Origin of the sequence: Rhodoblastus acidophilus (genome assembly GCF_025961575.1) — a bacterium.
Taxonomy (GTDB): domain Bacteria; phylum Pseudomonadota; class Alphaproteobacteria; order Rhizobiales; family Beijerinckiaceae; genus Rhodoblastus; species Rhodoblastus acidophilus_C.
Window position 1 is genome coordinate 45,092 of record NZ_JAOQNX010000005.1, and the last position, 22,189, is coordinate 67,280.

General features: G+C 65.5%; 19 protein-coding genes and 2 pseudogenes. 16 read left to right on the forward strand and 5 right to left on the reverse strand.

Features of this window, described 5'->3' with window-relative positions:
* Both M2320_RS04745 and M2320_RS04750 read left to right on the forward strand, forming a co-directional pair.
* The gene (locus M2320_RS04745; protein WP_264596287.1) at positions 1 to 3,243 is read left to right on the forward strand and encodes an efflux RND transporter permease subunit; all 3,243 of its coding nucleotides are present in this window, start codon (positions 1 to 3) and stop codon (positions 3,241 to 3,243) included.
* Between the two features lie 104 nt (positions 3,244 to 3,347).
* Entirely contained in the window at positions 3,348 to 3,923 is a 576-nt protein-coding gene (locus M2320_RS04750) for a LysE family translocator (protein ID WP_264596288.1), read from the forward strand.
* A 14-nt stretch (positions 3,924 to 3,937) separates the two neighbouring features.
* Here the strand turns inward: M2320_RS04750 and M2320_RS04755 are convergent, their stop codons facing one another.
* Together M2320_RS04755 and M2320_RS04760 are read right to left on the reverse strand one after the other, a co-directional pair.
* Positions 3,938 to 4,372: an RrF2 family transcriptional regulator gene (locus M2320_RS04755; RefSeq protein ID WP_184429476.1), complete on the reverse strand. Its 435-nt coding sequence runs from the start codon at positions 4,370 to 4,372 to the stop codon at positions 3,938 to 3,940.
* A gap of 13 nt (positions 4,373 to 4,385) precedes the next feature.
* Complete coding sequence (locus tag M2320_RS04760; protein WP_184429475.1) at positions 4,386 to 4,988, reverse strand: helix-turn-helix domain-containing protein; 603 nt, start codon at positions 4,986 to 4,988, stop codon at positions 4,386 to 4,388.
* A 192-nt stretch (positions 4,989 to 5,180) separates the two neighbouring features.
* Here M2320_RS04760 and M2320_RS04765 point away from each other — a divergent pair, with 192 nt between their 5' ends.
* The 11 genes and pseudogenes from M2320_RS04765 (at position 5,181) to M2320_RS04815 (ending at position 15,587) form a co-directional block, all read left to right on the forward strand.
* Positions 5,181 to 5,984 (forward strand): methyltransferase, TIGR04325 family, encoded by an 804-nt coding sequence (locus M2320_RS04765; protein WP_264596289.1) that lies wholly within the window; start codon positions 5,181 to 5,183, stop codon positions 5,982 to 5,984.
* Between the two features lie 541 nt (positions 5,985 to 6,525).
* Positions 6,526 to 6,816 (forward strand): hypothetical protein, encoded by a 291-nt coding sequence (locus tag M2320_RS04770; protein ID WP_319801413.1) that lies wholly within the window; start codon positions 6,526 to 6,528, stop codon positions 6,814 to 6,816.
* Positions 6,817 to 7,114: 298 nt separating this feature from the next.
* Entirely contained in the window at positions 7,115 to 8,203 is a 1,089-nt protein-coding gene (locus M2320_RS04775; RefSeq protein WP_264596290.1) for an ABC transporter substrate-binding protein, read from the forward strand.
* A gap of 9 nt (positions 8,204 to 8,212) precedes the next feature.
* Positions 8,213 to 9,223, forward strand: a complete 1,011-nt coding sequence (locus M2320_RS04780) for an ABC transporter permease (RefSeq protein WP_184429473.1) — start codon at positions 8,213 to 8,215, stop codon at positions 9,221 to 9,223.
* A 14-nt stretch (positions 9,224 to 9,237) separates the two neighbouring features.
* Entirely contained in the window at positions 9,238 to 10,023 is a 786-nt protein-coding gene (locus tag M2320_RS04785; protein ID WP_425540651.1) for an ABC transporter ATP-binding protein, read from the forward strand.
* A 10-nt stretch (positions 10,024 to 10,033) separates the two neighbouring features.
* Entirely contained in the window at positions 10,034 to 11,026 is a 993-nt protein-coding gene (locus M2320_RS04790) for a CoA transferase subunit A (protein ID WP_264596292.1), read from the forward strand.
* Entirely contained in the window at positions 11,023 to 11,817 is a 795-nt protein-coding gene (locus tag M2320_RS04795) for a CoA-transferase subunit beta (RefSeq protein WP_264596293.1), read from the forward strand. Before M2320_RS04790 ends, M2320_RS04795 begins: the two co-directional genes overlap by 4 nt.
* Positions 11,818 to 11,852: 35 nt before the next feature.
* Positions 11,853 to 12,638, forward strand: coding sequence for an enoyl-CoA hydratase (locus M2320_RS04800; RefSeq protein WP_264596294.1), 786 nt, complete (start codon positions 11,853 to 11,855; stop codon positions 12,636 to 12,638).
* A pseudogene (locus M2320_RS04805) lies at positions 12,635 to 13,024 on the forward strand (CoA-binding protein); the annotation flags it as partial. The gene M2320_RS04800 and the pseudogene M2320_RS04805, both read left to right, overlap by 4 nt.
* Positions 13,025 to 13,168: 144 nt before the next feature.
* Positions 13,169 to 14,425 (forward strand): annotated as a pseudogene (locus M2320_RS04810) (O-acetylhomoserine aminocarboxypropyltransferase); the annotation flags it as partial.
* A 205-nt stretch (positions 14,426 to 14,630) separates the two neighbouring features.
* Positions 14,631 to 15,587, forward strand: a complete 957-nt coding sequence (locus M2320_RS04815) for an alpha/beta fold hydrolase (protein WP_264596295.1) — start codon at positions 14,631 to 14,633, stop codon at positions 15,585 to 15,587.
* An 8-nt stretch (positions 15,588 to 15,595) separates the two neighbouring features.
* Here the strand turns inward: M2320_RS04815 and M2320_RS04820 are convergent, their stop codons facing one another.
* Positions 15,596 to 16,477 carry an SDR family oxidoreductase gene (locus M2320_RS04820; RefSeq protein WP_264596296.1) on the reverse strand — a complete coding sequence of 294 codons (882 nt, stop codon included), beginning with the start codon at positions 16,475 to 16,477 and terminating at the stop codon, positions 15,596 to 15,598.
* A gap of 202 nt (positions 16,478 to 16,679) precedes the next feature.
* On the opposite strand from M2320_RS04820, the gene M2320_RS04825 reads away from it, so the two are divergent.
* On the forward strand, positions 16,680 to 17,645 hold the full coding sequence (locus M2320_RS04825; RefSeq protein WP_184429466.1) for an NAD(P)H-binding protein: 966 nt from the start codon (positions 16,680 to 16,682) through the stop codon (positions 17,643 to 17,645).
* Between the two features lie 21 nt (positions 17,646 to 17,666).
* The gene (locus M2320_RS04830) at positions 17,667 to 17,906 is read left to right on the forward strand and encodes a hypothetical protein (protein WP_264596297.1); all 240 of its coding nucleotides are present in this window, start codon (positions 17,667 to 17,669) and stop codon (positions 17,904 to 17,906) included.
* Here M2320_RS04830 and ligD read toward each other — a convergent pair.
* Together ligD and M2320_RS04840 are read right to left on the reverse strand one after the other, a co-directional pair.
* Positions 17,882 to 20,269, reverse strand: a complete 2,388-nt coding sequence (ligD, locus tag M2320_RS04835) for a DNA ligase D (RefSeq protein WP_264596298.1) — start codon at positions 20,267 to 20,269, stop codon at positions 17,882 to 17,884. The genes M2320_RS04830 and ligD overlap by 25 nt on opposite strands.
* A 3-nt stretch (positions 20,270 to 20,272) precedes the next feature.
* Complete coding sequence (locus tag M2320_RS04840; protein ID WP_264596299.1) at positions 20,273 to 21,181, reverse strand: Ku protein; 909 nt, start codon at positions 21,179 to 21,181, stop codon at positions 20,273 to 20,275.
* A gap of 119 nt (positions 21,182 to 21,300) precedes the next feature.
* Here M2320_RS04840 and M2320_RS04845 point away from each other — a divergent pair, with 119 nt between their 5' ends.
* Complete coding sequence (locus M2320_RS04845) at positions 21,301 to 22,179, forward strand: SDR family oxidoreductase (RefSeq protein WP_264596386.1); 879 nt, start codon at positions 21,301 to 21,303, stop codon at positions 22,177 to 22,179.
* Positions 22,180 to 22,189 lie beyond the last annotated feature (10 nt).

The following is a 22,189-nucleotide window of genomic DNA, read 5'->3' on the forward strand; positions in this document are numbered from 1 at the left end:
ATGATCTCGCGCATTCTCGCATTCTCGGTCCATCAACGCTGGGTGGTCGTCTTCCTCAGCCTGATGGCGGCGGCCTTCGGCCTGTTCGCCCTGCAAAAGCTGCCGATCGACGCCGTGCCCGACATCACCAACAACCAGGTGCAGATCAACACGGTCGCGCCCTGGCTGTCGCCGCAGGACATTGAAAAGCAGGTCACGTTTCAGGTCGAAACCGCGCTCGCCGGCGCGACCGGGCTCGAATACACGCGCTCGCTCTCCCGCAACGGCTTTTCCCAGGTCACGGCGGTCTTCTCCGAAAAGACCGACATCTATTTCGCCCGCCAGCAGGTCAATGAGAGGCTGCGCGAGGCCAAGGCGTCGCTGCCGCTCGGCGTCGAGCCGCGCATGGGGCCGATCTCCACGGGCTTGGGCGAAATCTACATGTGGACTTTGTCCTACAAGCCGAAGCCGGAAAAAATCGAGACCAATCCGCCGGCCGGCTGGCAGCGGGACGGCGCCTATCTCACGCCGGAAGGCCAGAGCCTGCGCACGGAGATCGAGCAGGCCGCCTATCTGCGCACCGTGCAGAACTGGATCGTGCGGCCGCAGATCAAGACCGTCCCCGGCATTGCCGGCGTCGATTCCATCGGCGGCTATGAAAAACTCTATCAGGTCCAGCCCGATCCCAACCAGCTCATCGCCGCCGGCGTGTCCTTCGCCGATCTCGCCGCCGCGCTCGAAGCCAACAATTCCAGCCGCGGCGCCGGTTTTGTCGAGCGCAACGGCGAGGCCTATGTGGTGCGCGCCATCGGCCGGCTGGAAACCATCGCCGACATCGAGAATGTGGTGATCGCCTCGCGCGGCGGCGTGCCGATCCGCGTCAAGGATGTCGCCAAAGTGTCGATCGGCGCGGATCTGCGCACCGGCAGCGCCAGCGCCAATGGCGAAGAGGTGGTGGTCGGCACGGCGCTGATGCTGATCGGCGGCAACAGCCGCACGGCGGCGGCCTCCGTCGACGCCAGGATCGCCGAGATCGCCCGCAACATGCCGCCGGACATTGCGCTGACGCCGGTGCTCAACCGCATGCAGCTCGTCGACGCCACCGTGCGCACCGTGGCGAAAAACCTCGCCGAGGGCGCCGCGCTGGTCGTCGCCGTGTTGTTCCTGCTGCTCGGCAATCTGCGCGCGGCGCTGATCTGCGCGCTGGTGATCCCGTTCGCCATGCTGATGACCTTCACCGGCATGGTCGAGACCCGGGTGAGCGCCAATCTGATGAGCCTGGGTGCGCTGGATTTCGGCCTGATCGTCGATGGCGCGGTGATCGTCACGGAAAACGCGCTGCGCCGGCTCGCCGAACGCCGCCACGCTCTGCGCCGCGCGCTCAGCCAGCCCGAGCGCATGAGCGTGGTGATCGGCGCGGCGCAGGAGATGATCCGCCCCTCGCTGTTCGGCCAGGCGATCATCATGCTGGTCTATGTGCCGCTGCTCACCTTTACGGGGGTGGAAGGCAAGATGTTCCAGCCGATGGCGCTGACGGTGATCATGGCGCTGGTCGCGGCGTTCGTCCTGTCGCTGACGCTGGTTCCGGCGCTGATCGCCATCGCCATTCCCGCGCCCGAAACCGAAGAGGACAACGCCCTCGTCCGCGCGATGCGCCGGGTCTACGCGCCGATGCTGGCCTTCGCCATGCGGGCGCCGGTGCGGACGGTCGCGGGCTCGACCGTCCTGTTCCTGCTGGCGCTGCTGCTGTTCGGCCGGCTCGGCCAGGAGTTCGTCCCAACCCTGGACGAGAAGAACATCGCCATGAACGCGCTGCGCATCCCCAGCGCCTCGCTCAACCAGTCGCAAGCGATGCAGGCGCAGGTGGAAAAGGCCATCGCCGCCTTTCCCGAGGTCAAGCTGGTCTATTCCAAGACAGGCACGGCGGAGGTCGCCTCCGACCCCATGCCGGTCAACAGTTCGGACACGTTCATCATCCTCAAGCCGCAGTCGGACTGGCCCGATCCGCAGGAGAGCAAGGAGGCGCTGCAGGCGCGGATCGCCGAGGCGGTCGGCGCATTGCCCGGCAATGTCACCGAGTTCTCCCAGCCGATCCAGTTGCGCTTCAACGAGCTGATCGCGGGCGTGCGCGGCGACATCGCCATAAAAGTGTTCGGCGATGAATTCGAGCCGATGCTGCGCGCCGCCAACCAGATCGCCGGCCTTTTGCGCACGGTTCCGGGCGCGCAGGATGTGAAGGTCGAGCAGGTCAATGGCCTGCCCTCGCTGGAAATCGCCGTCGACAAGGAGGCGGCGGCGCGGTTCGGCCTCAGCGTTTCCGCGGTGCAGGATGTGATCGGCGCCGCGGTCGGCGGCCGCGAGGTCGGCGTTGTCTTCGAAGGCGACCGCCGTTTCGCCCTGACCATTCGCTTGAGTGAAAACCTGCGCTCGGACATTGAGGCGCTAAAAAACCTCCCGGTCCCGCTGCCCGGCGTCGCGGGGAAGGCGCCGGTGGTGCTGATGAAGCAGATCGCCCGGTTCGACGAGCGCGACGGTCCCAACCAGATTTCGCGCGAGAACGGCAAGCGCCGCGTGGTCGTCACCGCCAATGTCCGCGGCCGCGACGTGGCCTCGGTGGTCAGCGAAATCCAGCAGCGCACCCAGGCCGAGGTGGTGGTCCCCCCGGGCTATTGGCTGCAATGGGGCGGGCAGTTCGAAAACCTCGCCGCCGCCAAGGCGCGGCTGAGCCTGGTCGTGCCCGCCTGTTTCGCCATGATCCTGTTCCTGCTGTTCGCGGCGCTGGGACGGATGCGCGACGCGCTGCTGGTGTTCAGCGCCGTGCCTTTGGCGCTCACCGGCGGCATTGTCGGGCTCTGGGCGGCCGGACTGCCGTTTTCAGTGTCCGCGGCGGTCGGCTTCATCGCGCTCTCCGGCATCGCCGTGCTCAACGGCCTGGTGCTGCTCACCTATGTGAAGCAGTTGCAGGCGGAGGGCCGGTCGCTGCCGGAGGCGATCCGCGAGGGCGCGCTCACCCGCCTGCGCCCGGTGGCGATGACGGCGCTGGTGGCGGCGCTGGGCTTCGCGCCGATGGCCTTGGCGACGGGCGCGGGCGCCGAAGTGCAAAAGCCGCTCGCCATTGTGGTGATCGGCGGGCTGATCAGCGCGACCCTGCTGACCCTGCTGGCGCTGCCGGCGCTCTATCTGCTGTTTGGCGGCAAGCGCGGCGCGGCGCGCGCAAGACCGCAAGCGGCGCCGGAGGTCATGGCGGGCAAGCGTCCGTCATGATCGCCTCGCCGTTGCGCGCGCTTTGTCAGGCGCGCGCAACGGCCCGCGCCGCATTTGAATGGGCATGACGTCCTCGTCCGATCGCGTATAGTTTGGCCATGGACATGCTGACATTCGTCACCGCCGCGGCTTCATTGCTGGCGACGCCCGGGCCGACCAACACCTTGCTGGCCGCCTCGGGCGCCAGCAGGGGCGTGCGGCGGTCGCTGCCACTGCTCGCCGCCGAACTCGCCGGCTATGGCCTCGCCATAGCGACGCTTCGCCTCGCCCTCGGCCCCTTGATCGCAAAAAGTCCGGCGCTTGGCGCGGGGCTCGGGCTCGCCGTGACGCTCTACCTGCTCCATGTCGCGGCCACCCTATGGCGGCGCGGCGCGGCGGAGGACGTTTGTGCGGGACCGATCACTTTTGCGCGCGTGTTCACCACCACTTTGCTGAACCCCAAGGCCCTGATCCTGGCGTTCACGGTCTTGCCGGCCCCGACAGATGCGGCGCTGTTTTCTTCCGCCGCTCTGCTGGCGGCGCTGATCCCTGTTCTGGGAGGGAGCTGGCTGGCGATGGGCGCCCTGGTCCGGCAAAACGGCGCCCTCGCGGCGAGGGGCGGCGTCGTCTACCGGTTCAGCGCCCTGGTCCTGGTCGGGTTCGCCGCAATGATCGGCACGCATGCGCTCGGCATCGCGTAAGTCCCGCGCGCCGCCTATCTCGGCGCAAACTGCCGGTTGAGGCCGCGCACGCGCATGGCCGCGATCGAGGTCCGGTCCAAAATCAGCGCCATGGCGTCGCGGACGTCGAGCATGACGTCGCGGATGGCGCAGGCGTCGACATCGCCGCAATCGGTGCAAGGCCGATAGGCGGTGCGGCTGGCGCAGGCGATCGGCGCGAGCGGTCCGTCGAGGATGCGGATGATCTGGCCGGCGGTGATCGCGTCGGCGGGGCGCGCCAATTGGTAGCCGCCGCCCTTGCCCTTCTTGCTGGTCAGCAGGCCCGCCTTGGTCAGCTCCAGAAGGATCGCGTCCAGAAACTTGCGCGGAATATTATTGTCCTGCGCGATGGTGGCGGCGAGCGCGATCCCGTCGGCGCCGGCGAGATGGATCATCGCCTTCAGCCCGTATTTGGCCTTGTTGGAGAGCATTCTCTAAAATTCCTCAGTCGCGGACGCCATAGGCGAGCACGAGATGCGCGATCACGGCTTCCGCGCCCAGGGCGCGATAGGCGTGCGGAACGTCGGCGTCGAAATGGATGGCGTCGCCGGGGCCGAGCCGATGCGGCGGTTCGCGGCCCGCGACGATTTCAAGCTCGCCTTGCACGACAAGGATGTTTTCCGACGTGCCGGGCGCATGGGCCTGGGATTGTTCGTGGTGGCCGGGGGCGATGGTCAGTTCGTAGATTTCGACGCGCGGCGTTTCGCCGAACACGGTCAAGGCGCGCGAGCGAAAGGCGCCGCCGCTGGAAATCAGGACATTGGCGTCGGATTTGCGGATCACGGCCGCGCCGCTGCGACGGGTCGGGGCGATCAGGCTGCCGAAGGGCACGTCGAGCGCATTGGCGATTTTCCAGAGCACATCGATGCTGGGCGCGCGCTGGCCGTTGACGATGGCCCTGAGCTGGTCCTCGTCCACGCCGGCGAAATCCGCCAGCCGCTCCAGGGCGCCGTCCTCCCGCCGCAGGCGCGCGCGAAGCCGCGCAGCGGTGATCAGCGTCAAATCCTGTTCGGTGACCGGCGGCCCTTCGACATGCTTGGCGTTCACGTGACGGCTCCTAAAATCCATGAACACCATGGAATAAACCTCCTGTGCCGCAGGTCAAGCCGGCGCCGCCGTCCTATCAGGGCAAGCCAGCCGTCCGGGATCGACGAAGGCCACGCGGGTTTAGGCCAGCACTTGTTTACCTCTCAATCCTAACCTGTGATCGATCATGTGGTACAGGCGAGGAAGAGCTTGATGGCGTCCATAGCGCGTGCGGTCATATCGATGCTGTCTCGAACATCTCTCGGGAAGATCGCCGGGGCCGTTCCCGGCGTGGAAAACCTTTATCGCGACCTGGCATGGACCAGCCCGAGGCTCTGTGGCCAACACTTCGGCTCCTACGCCACCTACGACGAGGCCCTGACCGCAATTCCGAAGAAGCTTGCAAAGGGCTGGGATCACAGTGAACTCAATGCCGCAGATCACTTTCAGCCGTCGATGTTTGCATCGCTGTTCTGGCTGCGCGAATTGTTGCGGCCCGGGGATCGTATCGTCGACTTCGGTGGAAGTGTCGGCAATTTATACTATGCCTTCACCGGCCGGTCGCCGTTACCTGAAGGCGCCAGCTGGCATATTATCGAAGTGCCCGCGACCGCAGAGAAAGGCCGCAGACTTGCGGAGCGCCGCGGAGCATCGAACTTGAATTTCTGGACTGGCATCGAAGATGTCGGGTCTTACGATATTTTGTTTAGCGCCGGCTGCCTACAGTATATGGACACTGACGTCACCGAATTCATTCCCGGCGCGAAGAAACCAAGGGCCGTCATCATAAACAAGATTCCGCTTGGCGAGCGCCCGCAGTTCTGGACCTTGCAGAACCTGGAAAGATACGCATCTCCTTATCGTGTGTTCAACGAAGATGAACTGCTCTGTTCCATGAAGGAGCAGGGGTACCGCGTTCGCGATCGTTGGCCGGTTTCGGAACTTAAGATTGAAATTCCTTTCCATCCGGAGCTTTTCTTGAATGAACAGGCAGGCCTCGTCTTCGAACGCGGCTGAATAACCTGAATTTCTCCCGCGTCTCGAAGCCACTGTGAGCCGCTCCGGCTTTGCCGGAGGCCGTTTTGGTCAAATCAGGCCGCGATGGCGGTCTGATTGAGCGAGGCGATCATAGCGCGCCTCCGTTTCGGCAGGCGGGATGTCGCCCATTGGCTCCAGCAGCCGGCGGCGATTGAACCAGTCGACCCATTCCAGCGTCGCGACACAAATTGGCTGCCGCGGTCGCTGTGATGGACGAGGCCGTCGCCATGGATCGAAGTCCACTTGCTCTCCGGCGAGCTGGTCGCCTCGAACGTTGACCCATCCCGGTCTGGCCAGGGAAACGACGGCGCCCCCCGTCGACCACACCGCGACAGGGGACACGATCGCCGCGAGTCGGCGCGCAAAATATTTCGGTTTGACCCTTCCTCGCCGGCAAACAGTTCTTTCCTGGGGCCGCCAAGGTTTGGAAGGGCCATCCATTGACCTGAGAAACCTTATAATCTACTAATTTTATATAGTTAAGCAGCGCTGACAACGCAAACAACGCTGGAGAGGCGTCATGAAGACTTCGCTTCGATGTCGGACGGTCGTTTCGTCCCAAAAGTTTCCGCGCGCGATTCGCGCCGCCGTCCCTCCTTGCAACCCCTGGTCTCCTATGTCCCATGCTTATGTCATCGAGTGCGGCGAACTGGCCGCCGGCATCGTCACGCGAGAGAGTCGCGGTTTCATCTTCCACGCCGCGGCGGACGCGTTCCTCCGGCTCAACGGGCAGACGTTCCAAACGCCTCAGGAGGCGCAACGCGCCGCCGAGAACCTGCGCCGCAAGAAAAGGCCCCGCGCACGCTCGTGATTGAGATTTGACGTCCTCCTTCCGGCGTCAAACATCCCGCCCGAACGGCCTGCCGCCGTTCGGGCGCTTTTGTCCTCCGGCGCTGGCGGGGGAGCGCCGCCTTGAAAGCGCATTGCAGGGTTGATCCAGACGCATGTCGGGCGAAAACGCCCGAAAACACGTCGCTGTCCGGCGCCTAGGCGGGGCGCCTCCTCCCTGCGCAAAAAGATTTATCTTGTCTATAAAAATAATAGACTATAGCCTTTGCTCCATCTTCGCGGGCGCTGTCGCATGCGCCTGCAAACGGAACAGGGTCCACATGAGCAACAGCAAATCTTCCGGATCGCGCCGCACTTTCCTCGCCGGCGCCGCAGCTTTCGGCGCCGCGGCCCCGCTGGCCCTCGCTGCGCAAAAGGTCTTCGCCACCCCGCAGATCCAGCGCGCGCCCTTCGACGGCGCGCCGATCTGCACGACCGGCGCCGCCGACGCCGCCGCGCCCGCCGCCGGAAACCTGAAGAAGATCACCTTCGCCTGGAACGCCGGGGCCTCCTGCCTGGTCGGCGTCACCGTCGCCAAGGAGAAGGGGTTTTTCGCCAAGCACGGCCTCGACGTCACCCTGGTCAATTACGCGGGCTCGACCGACCAGTTGCTGGAAACGCTCGCCACCGGCAAGGCGGACGCCGCCGCCGGTATGGCGCTGCGCTGGCTCAAGCCGATGGAGCAGGGGTTTGACGTCAAAATCGTCGCCAGCACCCATGGCGGCTGCCTGCGCCTGCTCGCCCCCACCGCTTCCGACATCAAGAGCCTCCAGGACCTCAAGGGCAAGATCATCGCCGTCAGCGACATGAACTCGCCCGGCAAGAACTTCTTCGCCATCCGGCTGAAGAAAGTCGGCCTCGATCCCGAAAAGGACGTGGAGTGGAAGCAGTTCCCCGGTCCGCTGCTGCGCGTCTCCGTGGAAAAGGGCGAGGCCCACGCGCTCGCCGACAATGACCCCATCACCTTCCTGTTCCAGAAGGACGGCTCCTTCCGCGAAATCTCCTCCAACAATGACGGCGACTACGCCTCGCGCGTCTGCTGCATCATCGGCGTGCGCGGCAGTCTGCTGCGCGAGGACAAGGCGGCGGCGACGTCGCTGGCGCTGGCCTTGATCGAGGCGGCGGAATTCGCCGCGCATCACCCGGAGGAGGCGGCGGCGACCTATGCGCCCTACGCGCCGGGCAAGGTCGAGCTGGCCGACCTCGTCACTTTGGCGAAATACCACAAGCACCACAACCATCCCGTCGGCGTCGACCTCAAGAAGCAGCTAGCGCTCTACGCCGAGGAGCTGAAGCTGGTGTCGATCTTCAAGCCCTCCACCGATCCCAAGAAATTCGCCGAACGCATTTATGCGGACGTGGTGAGCTGAGGAGGTTTCATGTCGCTGCTCTCGATCGAGGCTGAAGCCTCAAGAGGCGCGCCGGCGCTCCCGTCACGGGAGACGCTGACGCGCGCCGCGCTGGCGATCGCGGCCGGCGCGGCCTGGCTCGTTTTCGCCGTGATCACGGAGACCTGGCCTGACGCCGGAGAATGGGGGCGGGGGCCGGAACTGGCCCGCGCCACCGGCGGCTTTGGCGGCGCGCTGATCCTCGCCGGCCTGTTCGGCGGCTTTTTCCCGCGCGTCGCCGCGCGGGTGCGGCGCTACACCCCGTGGCTGCTGGCGCTCGGCCTGGTCTTCATCCTCTGGCAGCTGACGACGGCCAAGCTGGCGATGCTGCCGCAGCCGTTCTTCCCGCCGCCGCATGCGCTGGTCGAAGTGTTCGTCGACGATTGGCCAAAACTCTGGGAAAGCGTGGTCGCCTCGATCCGGCTGGAGCTGCTCGGCTTCCTCGCCGGCGCCGTGGCCGGCTTCCTCGTCGGCGTGTCGCTCGGCTGGTCGCGCGCCTTCGGCTATTGGGTGCATCCGGTGATGCGGCTGATCGGTCCGATGCCCTCGATCGCCTGGCTGCCCATCGCCTTCTTCGCCTTCCCCTCGAGCTTTTCGGCCTCCATCTTCCTGATCGGCCTGACCACGGGCTTTCCGGTCGCCGTGCTCACTTGGTCGGGGGTCGCCAGCGTCAATTCCGCCTATTACGACGTCGCCCGCACGCTCGGCGCCAGCCGCGCCTTCCTGATTTTCAAGGTCGCGATCCCGGCGGCCTTGCCGCATGTGTTCGTCGGCCTGTTCATGGGGCTCGGCGCCTCCTTCGCCGTGCTGGTCACGGCGGAAATGATGGGCGTGAAGGCGGGACTCGGCTTCTATCTGCAATGGGCGCAGGGCTGGGCCTCCTACGCCAACATGTATGCGGCGCTGCTGGTGATGTCGCTGATGTGCTCCGGTCTGATCACGCTGCTGTTCCGGCTGCGCGACCGGTTGCTGTCTTGGCAGAAGGCGGAGGTGCAGTGGTGAGCCTCGCGCATAAAATCTCGATAGCTCCCGGCCCTTCCAAGGTTCCCGGCGTCGAAATCGCCATCAAGGACGTCAGCCATCGCTTCGATCTCGAGGGCGCGCCGCTGCCGGTGCTCGACCGCGTCAATTTCACCGCGCAACGCGGCGAATTCGTCGCGCTGCTCGGCCCCTCTGGCTGCGGAAAATCGACGCTGCTGCGGCTGGTCGCCGGGCTCGAGCCGCCGACCCAGGGCGCGATCACGTCCAATGGCGCGCTCATCGCCGGCCCCGATCCGTCGCGCGTCGTCGTCTTCCAGGACCCCACCCTGTTTCCCTGGCGCAATGTGCGCGACAATGTCGCGCTCGGGCTGGAGGCGCAGGGCCTGCTCAAACAGCGGGGCGCCCGCATCGACGAAACCCTGGCGCTCGTCGGCCTTGAAGCTTTCGCCAAGGCCTTCCCGCATCAATTGTCGGGCGGCATGGCGCAGCGCGTGGCGCTGGCCCGCGCCCTGGTCAACGATCCCGAGTTGCTGATCCTCGACGAGCCCCTGGGCAAACTCGACTCGCTGACGCGTCTGTCGATGCAGGGCGAGATCGTCAACCTGTGGCGCCGCTCGGGCTTCACCGTTCTGCTGGTCACCCACGACGTCGAGGAAGCCCTGCTCATGGCGACGCGGGTGATCGTGTTCAGCGAGCGCCCGGCGACCATCAAGGCCGACATCGCCATCGACCAACCCTATCCGCGTCACCGCGACGATCCCGATCTCGTCGCCCAGCGCCGAAACATCCTCGGCTTGCTCGGCCTCGACGGCTCCTGGTGAGTTTCCAAAAATGTCAAACAAACTGATTTCCCTGGCTGAAGCGGGGCGCCGCTTCAGCTGGGACGGCATGCAATACGCCAGCGGCGCCGCGCTGCCGGTGGGCTCGGACGCGCTTGTGTTCGGCCGCGAACTGTTGCGCCAGAAGCGCAAGGACCTGCACGCCATCTTCCATTGCTGCGGCCAGCAGCTCAATCTCCTGGCGGCGGCCGGCGCCGCCACCAAGGCGGAATGCGGTTTTGCCGCTCTCGAAGTCGTCGGCTTCGCCAACGGCCTGCGCCGCGCCGTCGAAAGCGGCCAATTGGCGCTGGAGGATTTTTCCAACCTCGCCATGACCCTGCGCCTGCTCGGCGGCGCCCTGAACTGGCCTTTTGTCCCAGCGACGGTGAACATCGGCTCCGACCTTCAGGACCGCAGCGCCTTTGCGCCGGACGACTATCCGGCGCATTCGAAGATTCCCGCGGTGACCGATCCTTTCAGCGGAAAAACCATCGGCGCCTTCAGTCCGTTGAAACCCGATGTCGCGGCGATCCATGTCACGCTCGCCGACCCCAATGGCAACGCCATTCTGATCGGCACGGAATGGAGCCGATACGAACTGTCGCGGGCGGCGAAAAGAGTGGTCTTGATCGCCGACGCCATCGTCGATCCCGCCTGCATCCGCCAATTCCCCAATCTGGTCCGCATTCCCGAGATCATCGTCGAGGCCGTGGTCTACTGGCCGTTCGGCGCCTGGCCGCATTCCTCGCCGGGCGTCTATGACATGGACGAACAGCATATGTTCTTCATGAACAAGGCCCTCGCCACCGAACAGGGAACGGCCGACTACATCCGCGATTTCGTCGACAGTTATTCGGACATCGACAGCTATCTCGACGTGATCGGCCGCGACAAAATCAAAACCTTGTCGGCGAGCAATTCCAGCTTCCTGCTCGATCCCTATCGCCGCTGGATTCTTGCGCCCGAGGATGTCGCCGGCCTCACCACAACGGAGTTGGCGGCATGAGCGCGGCCCTCGACTACACCCGCCAGGAAATGATGGCGATCGCCACCGGCCGCGAAATCCGCGACGGCGAACTGGCGATTTTCGGCGTCGGCCTGTCGATGCTCGCCGGCTTCTTCGCCCAGGCCAATCACGCGCCCAATCTGCGCAGCATGACCGAGGGCGGGGTTTACGGCGCAACGCCGGTCGGCGGCCTGCCCTGGGGCATCGAGTGCAACCGCCTCGCCGTCAACGCCACCAGTTTCACCTCGGCGCTCGACGCGCTGGGCTTTCTCGTGGCCTCCGGACGCTGCGATGTCGGCGTGATCGGCGCGGCGCAGGTCGACAAATTCGGCAATGTCAACACCACCGGAATCTGGGACGGCGAGATCGGCCCGCATTATCGCCCGCCGAAAACGCGATTGCCGGGCGCGGGCGGCGCCAATGACATCGCCTGCGGCGCCAAGCGTTTTATTGTCATGGTGACGCACGAGCCGAAACGTTTTGCCGAAAAGGTGACCTATATCAGTTCGCCCGGCTATCTCGACGGCGGTCTTTCCCGCGCGCAGCACGGATTTGTGGGGGGCGGCCCCTCGGCGATCATCACCACGCTCGGCATCCTGCGGCCGGAGCCGGGCACGAATGAATTCGTGCTCGACGGCTGGTTTCCATTTTCGAGCGTCGAGGAAATCAAGGCCCACACCGGCTGGGCGCTCCGCGTCGCCCCGGACGCGCGCGAAATCCCCGCGCCGAGCGAGACGGAACTCGCCAATCTTCGAAAAGTCGATGAGACCGGCGCCTTGCGCAAGAAATAATCCCCCCAGATATTCATCCGACATTGGAGACAGCCATGAACGAGGCTCCCTTGCTGCTGCGCGCCGACGATGCGGGCGTGGTCACGCTGACCCTGAACCGGCCGCAGGCCCGCAACGGCCTGTCGCTCGGCCTGTTGACGGTCTTGCGCGACGCGCTCGCTGAGATTGACGCGGACGCCGACGCCCGCGTGGTCATCATCGCCGGCGCCGGCCCGGCGTTTTGCGCCGGCCATGACCTGAAGGAGCTGCGCCGCAAGAATTATGACCCCGCCTATGTCGACGACCTCTTCGCCATCTGCGCCGAGGTGATGCAGGCGATCGTCAATCTGTCCAAACCGGTGATCGCCCGCGTGCATGGCGTCGCCACCGCGGCGGGCGCGCAGCTCGTCGCCAGCGCCGACCTGGCCTTCGCCGCGCAGGATTCGCGCTTCGCCACGCCGGGCGTCAACATCGGCCTGTTCTGCTCGACGCCGATGGTGGCGCTGTCGCGCAATGTGTCGAAAAAACAGGCGATGCAGATGCTGCTCTCCGGCGACCTCATCGACGCCGAAACGGCGCTGCGCTTCGGCCTGATCAACGAAATCGTCCCCGCCGCCGAACTTGAGGCGCGCACACTGGAACTCGCGCAAAAAATCGCGTCGAAATCGCCGCTGACCCTCGCCATCGGCAAGAAGGCGTTCTATCGACAGGCGGAGCTGCCGCTGGCCGAGGCCTATGCTTTTACGCGCGAGGTCATGGCGGAGAATTTGAAGGCGCAGGACGCGCGCGAAGGCATCGGCGCTTTTCTCGACAAGCGTCCGCCGGTTTGGACGGGGACATGAGCGATTTAAAATATCCCGACGCGCTGATCGCGCGCGTCCTGCGTTCCGTCAACACCATCGCTCTGGTGGGCGCCAGCACCAACTGGAACCGGCCCGCTTATTTCGTGATGAAATATATGCAGGGCAAGGGCTACCGGGTCATCCCGGTCAATCCCGGCGCGGCCGGCCAGACCCTGCTCGGCGAAACCGTCCGCGCCAGCCTTTTGGACATTCCCGAACCCGTGGACATGGTGCAAATCTTCCGCCGCTCGGAAGCCGCGCCGCCGATCGTCGACGACGCCATCAAAATCGGCGCCAAGGTGGTGTGGATGCAATTGGGCGTCCGCCACGACGAAGCCGCCGCCAGGGCGCGCGACGCCGGCCTCACCGTGATCATGGACCGCTGCCCGAAAATCGAATTTGGCCGTCTCGGCGGCGAATTGTCCTGGTCGGGCGTCGATTCCGGCATCATTTCCGCCAAGCGCCGCGAGCCGCCCAAGCCGCCGGTCAAGCCGGCGAAGGAGCAACCCAAGCCGGATCGCGCCTTCTGCTTCGAGACCCGCTCGATCCACGCCGGCGCCGCGCCCGATCCGACCACGGGGGCGCGGATTACGCCGATCTACCAGACGGCCTCCTATGTGTTCGAGGATGCGGACCAGGCGGCGTCGCTGTTCAACATGCACACATTCGGCCATGTCTATTCGCGCCTGTCCAACCCGACCGTCGCCGTGCTGGAGGAGCGCGTCGCCAGCCTCGAAGGCGGCCGCGCCGCGGTCGCCGCGGCCAGCGGCCACGCCGCGCAATTCCTCACCTTTTTCACGCTGCTGGAGCCGGGCGACGCATTCATCGCCTCACGCAATCTCTACGGCGGTTCGCTCACCCAGTTCGGCCTGAGTTTTAGAAAGCTCGGCTGGACCTGCACGTTTGTCGATCCCACCGACCCCGAAAATTTCCGCAAGGCGCTCACCGAGCGCACCAAGGCGATCTTTGTCGAAAGCCTCGCCAATCCCGGCGGCATCGTCGTCGATCTCGAAGCGGTGGCGAAGATCGCCCAGGAGGCCGGCATCCCCTTCGTCGTCGACAACACGCTTGCGACACCGTTCCTGTGCCGCCCCTTCGATTGGGGCGCCGACATCGTCTGCCACTCCACCACCAAGTTTTTGGGCGGCCACGGCAATGCGCTCGGCGGCGTGGTGGTGGAATCCGGCAAATTCGACTGGGCGAAATCCGGAAAATTCCCGTCCATGGCGGGGCCGGAGCCGGCCTACCACGGCCTGAATTTCTACGAGACCTTTGGAGATTTCGGCTTCACCACCAAGGCGCGCGCCGTCGCCTTGCGCGATTTCGGCCCGGCGCTGTCGCCGATGAACGCCTTTCTCACCCTGAACGGCATAGAAACCCTGCCGCTGCGCATGGAGTGCCACGTCGCCAACGCGCGCGCCGTCGCCCAATTCTTGGCCGGGCATGAAAAGGTCGCCTGGGTGTCCTACGCCGGCCTGCCAACAAACCCGTTTCACGATCTGGCGCAAAAATATCTGCCGAGGGGGCCGGGCGCGGTGTTCACTTTCGGCGTCAAGGGCGGCTACGAGGCTGGTCTGGCTTTGGTCGAGCGGGTCAACCTGTTCTCGCATCTCGCCAATATCGGCGACACCCGCAGCCTGATCCTGCATCCCGCCAGCACCACGCACCGGCAGTTGACGGATGCGCAGCGCGTGGCGGCCGGGGCGGGACCGGATGTGATCCGGCTGTCGGTGGGCCTCGAAACGGTCGCGGACCTCATCGCCGATCTCGATCAGGCGCTCGGCTGACGCGCGGCGCGTCGCCCTTCCAAGCGTTGGCGAAAGGAAAAATTTACCACCACGGCAATCCCGGAGCTGGATAAAAGCCAGCTGCGACATCACGTCATGGAACGTATGGCGGGGCCATGCATTGCTTCGCCGTGGCGGACCTGCGACCATCAGCCATTGCTGATTGTCACAACGCTCGCCGCGCTGGAAGCTGGGAGAGTGCCTGATGAATGAAATTGCCTTGGAAAAATCGTCTGCGGAGCGCCAGGACTTCCCCCCGCTCACCGATCCCGTGTCGGGCCACCGCACCGACCTCAACACGCCGTCCGGACGGATCGCCCTCTACAGCGCCAGCGCTGACGTCCCCGGCGTTCCCCTGCTTCTGATCCACAGCATCAATGCAACCCCATCGGCTTACGAAGTCAAGCCCTTGTTTGATCACTATACCGGCAAGCGGCCGGTCTATGCCCTCGACCTGCCCGGTTTCGGCCAATCCGACCGCAGCGATCGCGACTACACGATCGCGATCATGACCGGCGCGATCCATGCGGCGGTCGACGAGATCCGCCGCCGCCACGCGGCGCCGGTCGACGCCCTCGCTTTGTCGCTGTCCTGCGAATTCCTCGCCCGCGCCGCCCTGGAGCGGCCGGCGAGTTTTCGCACGCTGGCCTTCATCAGCCCGACCGGTTTCGAACGCGAGGCGCGGGCCGACACCGACGGCGGCACGCGCGGAAAAGCCTGGCTGCGCGCGGCCTTCAAGTTTCCGTTGTGGAGCAAGAGCTTTTTCGAGCTGCTGACCAGCCGCGCCAGCATCAAATATTTCCTGAAGAAGACCTTCGGCTCCGCGGAATTCGACCATGGCATGTGGGATTACGCCTATCTCACCACCCATCAGCCGGGCGCGCGCCACGCGCCCTATGATTTCGTCTCCGGCTATCTGTTCAGCAATGACGCTCTGCTGCTCTACCGGGATCTGACCCATCCCGTCTGGATGGCGCATGGCGTGCGCGGCGATTTCGTCGACTATCGCCACAAGACCTATGTCGAGGGCCGGCCGAACTGGAGTTTTGAAGTGTTTCCCTCCGGCGCCTTCCCGCATTTCGAAATGCTCGGCGCCGTCACCCGCTCCTATGACGCCTTCCTCAAGCCGCATGACGAGGCGGCGGCGCCGGCGGCGCAATAGAGCGGCGCTTACGGCGCAACCGTCTCCGGTTCGGCCGGGGCGAGCGCCGTCAGCGCTTCGCTGATGCGCCACAGGCGCCGGTTCGCTTCGGGATCGCGCGCCTGGGCGGGTGCGGGAATGGTTGTGCGGTCGCCAAAATACTGGCCGCTCACCTCGGCCAGTTCCGGCGCGGTCGCGACATGCAGCACGCGGCGCGCCGCCTGTTCGGGGGACGGGATCGCCCAGCCGAGCAGGCGCGCGACCAGTTTCCAGAACAGGTTTTGCGCGCCGTCGGTCCCGCCCAGGTTCGACTTGAACACGCCGGGAAACACGCAATTGGCGGTCACGCCGCTCCCCTCGAGCCGGCGCGCCAGTTCGAAGGTGAAATGCAGATTGCCGAGCTTGGACTGGCCGTAGGCTTGCATCATGCGGTAGGGCCGCTGCTCCCAGTTCAGATCGGCGAAATCCATCGCCGTGTTCATCCGCGTCCCGACAGTGACGATCCGCGCCGGCGCGCTCGTCCGCAGCAAATCCAGCAGTAGGTTGGTGAGCAGAAACGGGCCGAGATGGTTCACGGCCAGGGCGCGCTCGATGCCGTCGGGACTGAGCCGCCGCTCGGGAAAAGCCGTGCCGGCATTGTTCACCAGCAGATGCAGGCGATCGAATTTTTGCCGCACCTCCTGCGCCAGGGCGCGGATCGCCGACTGGTCGGAAAGATCGGCGACGAACAGATGCAGCTCGTCATTGCCGGTGGCGGCGCGGATGTCGGCGACCGCCGCCTCGCCGCGGATGCGGTCGCGCGCCACCAGGCCGACGCGCAGGCCCTCGGCCGCCAGCGCCATGGCGACGGCTTTGCCCAGGCCGGAATTGGCGCCGGTGACCAGGGCGGTTTTGTTCTGCCATATGCTCATCGTCCCTCCACTGGACCAGGGGTCACCGCATTATGCGGCGTTTTCCCCGATGGCGACAATCGCCGGCCCCGCAAGCCGAAACGCGAGTATGGCCGCAGGGTTTCGCTGTAGCCTGACAGCAGCGCGACGGCTTCGGGAACCGGGCGCCCTCTGGCCGCTTTAAGGAAGCAAATCTCTTCGTGGACGATCGGGAGGAGCGGCCATGGCGAAGGCAAACAAGGCTTTGGTGCTCGGCGCGACGGGCGGCATCGGCGGCGAGACCGCGGCGGCCCTGTTGCGCCGGGGCTGGCGGGTGACGGCGCTGGCGCGCCACCCCCGCCGCGAGGTTGCAGGCGCCGATCCGCTGGCGGCGGCGAGCTGGATCATCGGCGACGCGATGAATGCGCAGGACGTCCGCCGCGCCGCCGAGGGCGCCTCGGTCATCGTCCACGCCGTGAACCCGCCGCGCTTGCGCGACTGGGGCCGGCTGGTCCTGCCCATGCTCGACAACACGCTCGCCGCCGCCGAGGCGGTCGGCGCCCGGATCGTGCTGCCGGGAAATCTTTACAATTACGGTCCCGACGCTTTTCCGGCGCTGCGCGAGGACTCGCCCCAGCACCCGCGCACGGCCAAGGGCCGCATCCGCGCCGAAATGGAGCGCCGGATCGAAGAGGCGACCAAGGGTCGGGCAACCGCTTTGATCGTGCGGTTCGGCGATTTTTTCGGCCCGTCGCCCGGCAACAATTGGTTCAGCCAATCCATGGTCACGCCGGGAACGCGGTTGCGCTCGATCACCTATCCCGGCGACGCCCGCGTCGGCCACAGCTGGGCCTATCTTCCCGACGCCGGCGAAACTTTCGCGCGCCTGCTCGACCGCGCCGGCGAGTTGCCGCCCTTCGCGCGCTTCCATTTCGCCGGTCACTGGGATCCCAACGGCCTGTGGATGGTCCGCGCCATCGCCGAAATGCTGGGCCGCCCGGAGATGAAGGTGAACGCGCTGCCCTGGGGCCGGATCGCCATCGCCGGCCTGTTCCAGCAGACGCCGCGCGAAATGTTCAAGCTGCGCTATCTCTGGCGCACGCCGATCCGGCTCGACAATGCGAAACTGGTCGCCTTCCTGGGACGTGAGCCGCACACCTCGCTTTCGCAAGCCGTCGGCGAAACTTTGAAGGCGCTGAAGATCAGCTGAGCGAATCGGCTATAAAGACCCATGGCCGAGCCTCCTCCGACCATAGGCGCTCTCAAGACATTGGGCGTCACCGGCGTTCTGCCGCTGTGCCGCGACTGCAAGCACGGCGGCGCCGTCGCCTTTGACGCGCTGGGCCTGCCCGACGACACCCCGTTTCCGCACGTTCTTGGATCGCGCCGGTTCCGCTGCCAGAATTGCGGCTCGCGCGATTGTCATGTGACGCCGGACTGGCGGAACTATCGCGCCTCCGGCATGGGCTGACGCAGGAATTCGAGGACTTCAGGGCGAATGCCCTGCCACACGTCGAAAAAATCCGCCCAGGAGTCCTGGCGTTTCGCCGCCGCGCCGATCGTGAAGGCGTTGGCCGTTTTTGCCCGCGCAAACTCCCGCCAGCTGAGCGGCATGGCGACCGGCGCCCCCGGACGCGCGCGCAGCGACCACGGCAGGATGGCGGTGGCCGTGCGGGTGTTGCGCATCCAGTCGATGAAGATTTTGCCCTTGCGCCGCGTCTTCATCATGGTGGCGACGAAGTTTTGGGGTTTTTCGCGCGCCAGGTTTTTGGCCACGGCTTCGGCGAAATCCTGCGCCTCCTCCTGGCTGTTGCTTCCGTTGAGCGGCGCGACGACATGCGCGCCCTTGCCGCCGGACAAAAGCGGCCAGCTTTTCAGACCCGCCGCTTCGAGCACGTCGCGGATCAGCAGCGCGGCGTCGCGCACCGCCGCAAAGTCCAGGGCCTCGTCCGGGTCGAGATCGAAGACGATGCGATCAGGCCTGTCCCAGGCGTCGGCGCGGCACATGCGGCCGTGGATTTCGATGGCGCTGAATTGCGCCGCCGTCGCCAGCCCCTCGGCGGCGTCCAGGGCGAAATAGGTTTCGTCGGCGGTCGGATCGTGGACCGGGACGATGCCGGCGCTCATGCCCTTCAGCGGATGGCGCTGGAAGAATTTTTGCCCCGCGATTCCGTCGGGCGCGCGAACCAGGCTGACGGCGCGTTGCGCCAGATGGGGCGCCATGCGCTCGGCCACAGCGGCGTAATAGGCGGCGACCTCCCCCTTGGTGACGCCACAGTCGGGAAACATGATTTTGTCGGGATGGGTCAGGCGGCTCTTTGTCATTCTTGGCGCGGGCGGCGGCAGGTCGTCGCGCAGCCGCAGCAGCCGCGCCTGCCGCAAAAAACCGTCGCCGGTCCAGCCGCCCAGGCCCACTTCGGCCTCGACCGGCTTTTGCCAAAACACGGCGCGCTTCGGCAATTTATCGGCATTGGCGAGGTTTTTGGGAGCCGGCGCCGGCGCCTGCGCGATTTTCGCGTCGATCTGGCTGCGGAAAAATTTGAAGCCAGTCCCGATCTTGCCGAGATAGACCCAGCCGTTCCCCGCGCGGCGGGCTGCGAGCAGCGCCGCGAAATTCTCGCCTTTCTCTGACGGCGTGTGGCCGAGAATGACCACGTCCTCGGATGCGTGCGCCTTGATCTTCAGCCAGTCGGACGAGCGCCCGGATCGATAGGGGGAATCCGCGCGCTTGGCGACCACGCCCTCGGCGCCCGCCGCCACCGCCAGTTTGAACATTTCGGCGCCGCGCGTGTCGAAAAAATCGCCGAAGCGCAGCCGGCCGCCCTCGGGGAGCAGGTCGCGCAGCAGAGCCTTGCGCTTCACCAGCGGCAGTTTTGTGCAATCCTTTCGGTCGCGTTCCAGCAGATCGAAAGCGACGAAAACGATGTTTTCGCTGCGCCCCGATTCCAGCGCCGCCACCAAAGCAGGAAAGTCGGAGACCCCTTTGTCGTCGAAAACAACCGCCTCTCCGTCGAGCAGGGCGGATGCGCATGGCAGTCGCCGCGCCGCCGCGACCAGTCCGGGAAAGCGCGGGCTCCAGTCCAGACCCGAGCGCGTGTAGACACGCGCCGCGCCGCCGCCCATGGCGATTTGCAGCCGGTAGCCGTCATATTTGAGCTCGTAGAGCCAGCCTTTGTCGGTGGGAACGCTCTTGGCGCTCTCGCACAGATTTGGCGGGCGAAAGGCGGGCGGCTCAGCCTTGACTTTGACCTTTCGGGGCGTGCGTCCGGCCTCGACATCGGCGCGGTCGCGCGCGGAAACGACGGAGGTTTCGAATCGCCGCGCCAGGGAATCGTCCTTTTCCGCAAAGGCGTCGCGGTGTTTGATCAAAAGCCAGTTTTCGTGCTTGCCCTCGTCCTTCAGCCGCACCAGCACCCATTCCCCGGCCATGCGCTCGCCCTGCGCCAAAAACTTGATCTCGCCGTTTTGCAGCGCCTTGGCGGGGTCGCCGTTAAGCGGCTCATAGGTGGTGGATTCCCACAGCAGCACCGTGCCGGCGCCGTAATTTTTCGGCGGAATTGTCCCCTCGAACGCGCCGTAATCGAGCGGATGGTCCTCTGTGCGCACCGCCAGACGCTTGTCCCTGGGATTGGCCGAGGGGCCGCGGGTGACCGCCCAACTCGCCAGCACGCCGTCGATTTCCAGCCGCAGATCGAAATGCTCGCGGCGGGCGAAATGCCGCTGCACCACCAGCCGGCGCCCCGCGGAAACAGCGGCCTTTCCGCTGGGCTCGCGGGTGCGTTGAAAATCCCGCTTCGCCCGATAGGTCGCGAGGGGCTCGCCGCGCCGCGGCATTTTTTACGCCCGTTTGCGCTTGGTCGTCGGCTTGCTCGGCGGTTTTCCCCCTGACGTCCCGTCGGCGCTGCCGGATTTTGCCGGCGCGCGACCGGCGCCGCTCGCCCGTTTCGGCGCCGGCGCGGCGCCGCCCAGCGATTTGCGCAGCGCCTCCATGAAATCAACCACCTTTGGCGTGTCGGCTTCGGCGTTCTCCACCGTCACGGTTTCGCCGGTGCTCATTTTCTGCCGGACGAGGTCGCGCAGGGCCTCGGCGTAATGGTTCTTGAACTTCGACGCGTCGAAATTTTCCGACCTTCGCTCGATCAGCTCCTCCGCCATGGCGACCATATCGGCGCGCGGCGCGGCGTCGCCGATCGCCTCAAAAACCTCGTCGGCATTCTTGATCTGGCTGCGATAGCGCAGCACGTCCAGGACCATGCCCTTGCCCTCGACCGAGGGATAAAGCGCCACAAGATTTTCCTTGCCGCGCAGCGTGAGCTGGCCGATGCCGCATTTGCGCCGGGCGGCCAAGGCGTCGCGAATGGTGTTGTAGCCTTCCTCGGCGACGTCGCCGTCGGGCAGGACATAATAGGGGCGTTCGAAATAAATCGGATCGATCTGGTCGGCGTCGACGAATTGCGTGAGTTCGATCGTGTGTTTCGAGGCGATGCGCAGATTTTCGAGATCGGCGTCCTCCATGAACACGTAATTGCCGGGCTCGAACTCATAGGCCGTGGCGATGTCCTCCTTCTTCACCTCGCCGCGTCCGGGCGCCACCTTCTGATATTTGATGCGCTGCTTGCTCTGCCGGTCGACCTGATGAAAGCGGATGGTCGCGTCGGTCTTTTCCGCCGCGACCAGACGCACGGGTATGGCGACCAGGGCGAGCCGCAGATAGCCTTTCCAGAACGTCCGCACCGATTCCGCCATGATTGATGCTCCTGCGCGGGTCCTGCGCGATTGGGGAGTCTACGCAGGTCCGCATAGCGAGTTCCCGGGGAACCGTTTGCTTTCACGGCGCGTCTAGCGTGACGACCTTTGGGGGCGACATGCTCGACAATCCCGTTTCAAAATATCCGAAGCCGCCGTTTCCGCGCCAGCGGCAGCCCTGGCCGGGGCTGGCGTCGAAAATGACGCCGCGCCCGGATCATGGCGAGGACAGCTATCAAGGCTCTGGGCGCCTCGCCGGCCGAAAAGCCCTGATCACCGGAGGCGATTCCGGCATGGGCCGCGCCGCCGCCATCGCATTCGCCCGCGAAGGCGCGGATGTCGCGATCAATTATTTCCCCAATGAGGAAGACGATGCGCAGGAGGTCATGACCCTGGTCGACCAGGCCGGGCGCAAAGGGGTCGCCTTGCCCGGCGATCTCCGAAGCGAGGAATTTTGCCGGAAGCTGGTTGCGGATGCGGTGGAGGCGCTGGGCGGGCTCGACATTCTCGTCTGCAATGCGGCGCGCCAGCAGGCGCATGACTCCATTCTCGAAATCAGCTCCGAGGATTTCGACGCCACCATCAAGACCAACATCTACGCGCCGTTCTGGCTCATTCGCGCGGCATTGCCGCACATGCCGCCGGGCGCCGCGATCATCGCCACCACCTCGGAGCAGGCGACCGAACCCTCGCCGGATCTCTACGATTACGCGCAGACCAAGGCGGCGACCACCAATTACATCCGCTCGCTGTCGAAACAGCTTGCGGAGCGCGGCATTCGCGTCAATGGCGTGGCGCCCGGTCCGATCTGGACGCCCCTGCAGGTGTCGGGCGGCGCGAGCCAGGAGAAGCTGGAGAAATTCGGCGGCCAGACCGCGCTCAAGCGGCCGGGACAGCCAGCGGAGCTCGCCTCGATCTACGTGCAACTCGCCGCGGACGATGCGAGCTATACGACGGGCCATGTCTATGGCGCCGCCGGCGGCGGAGGCCTGCCGTGAGGACCAGATG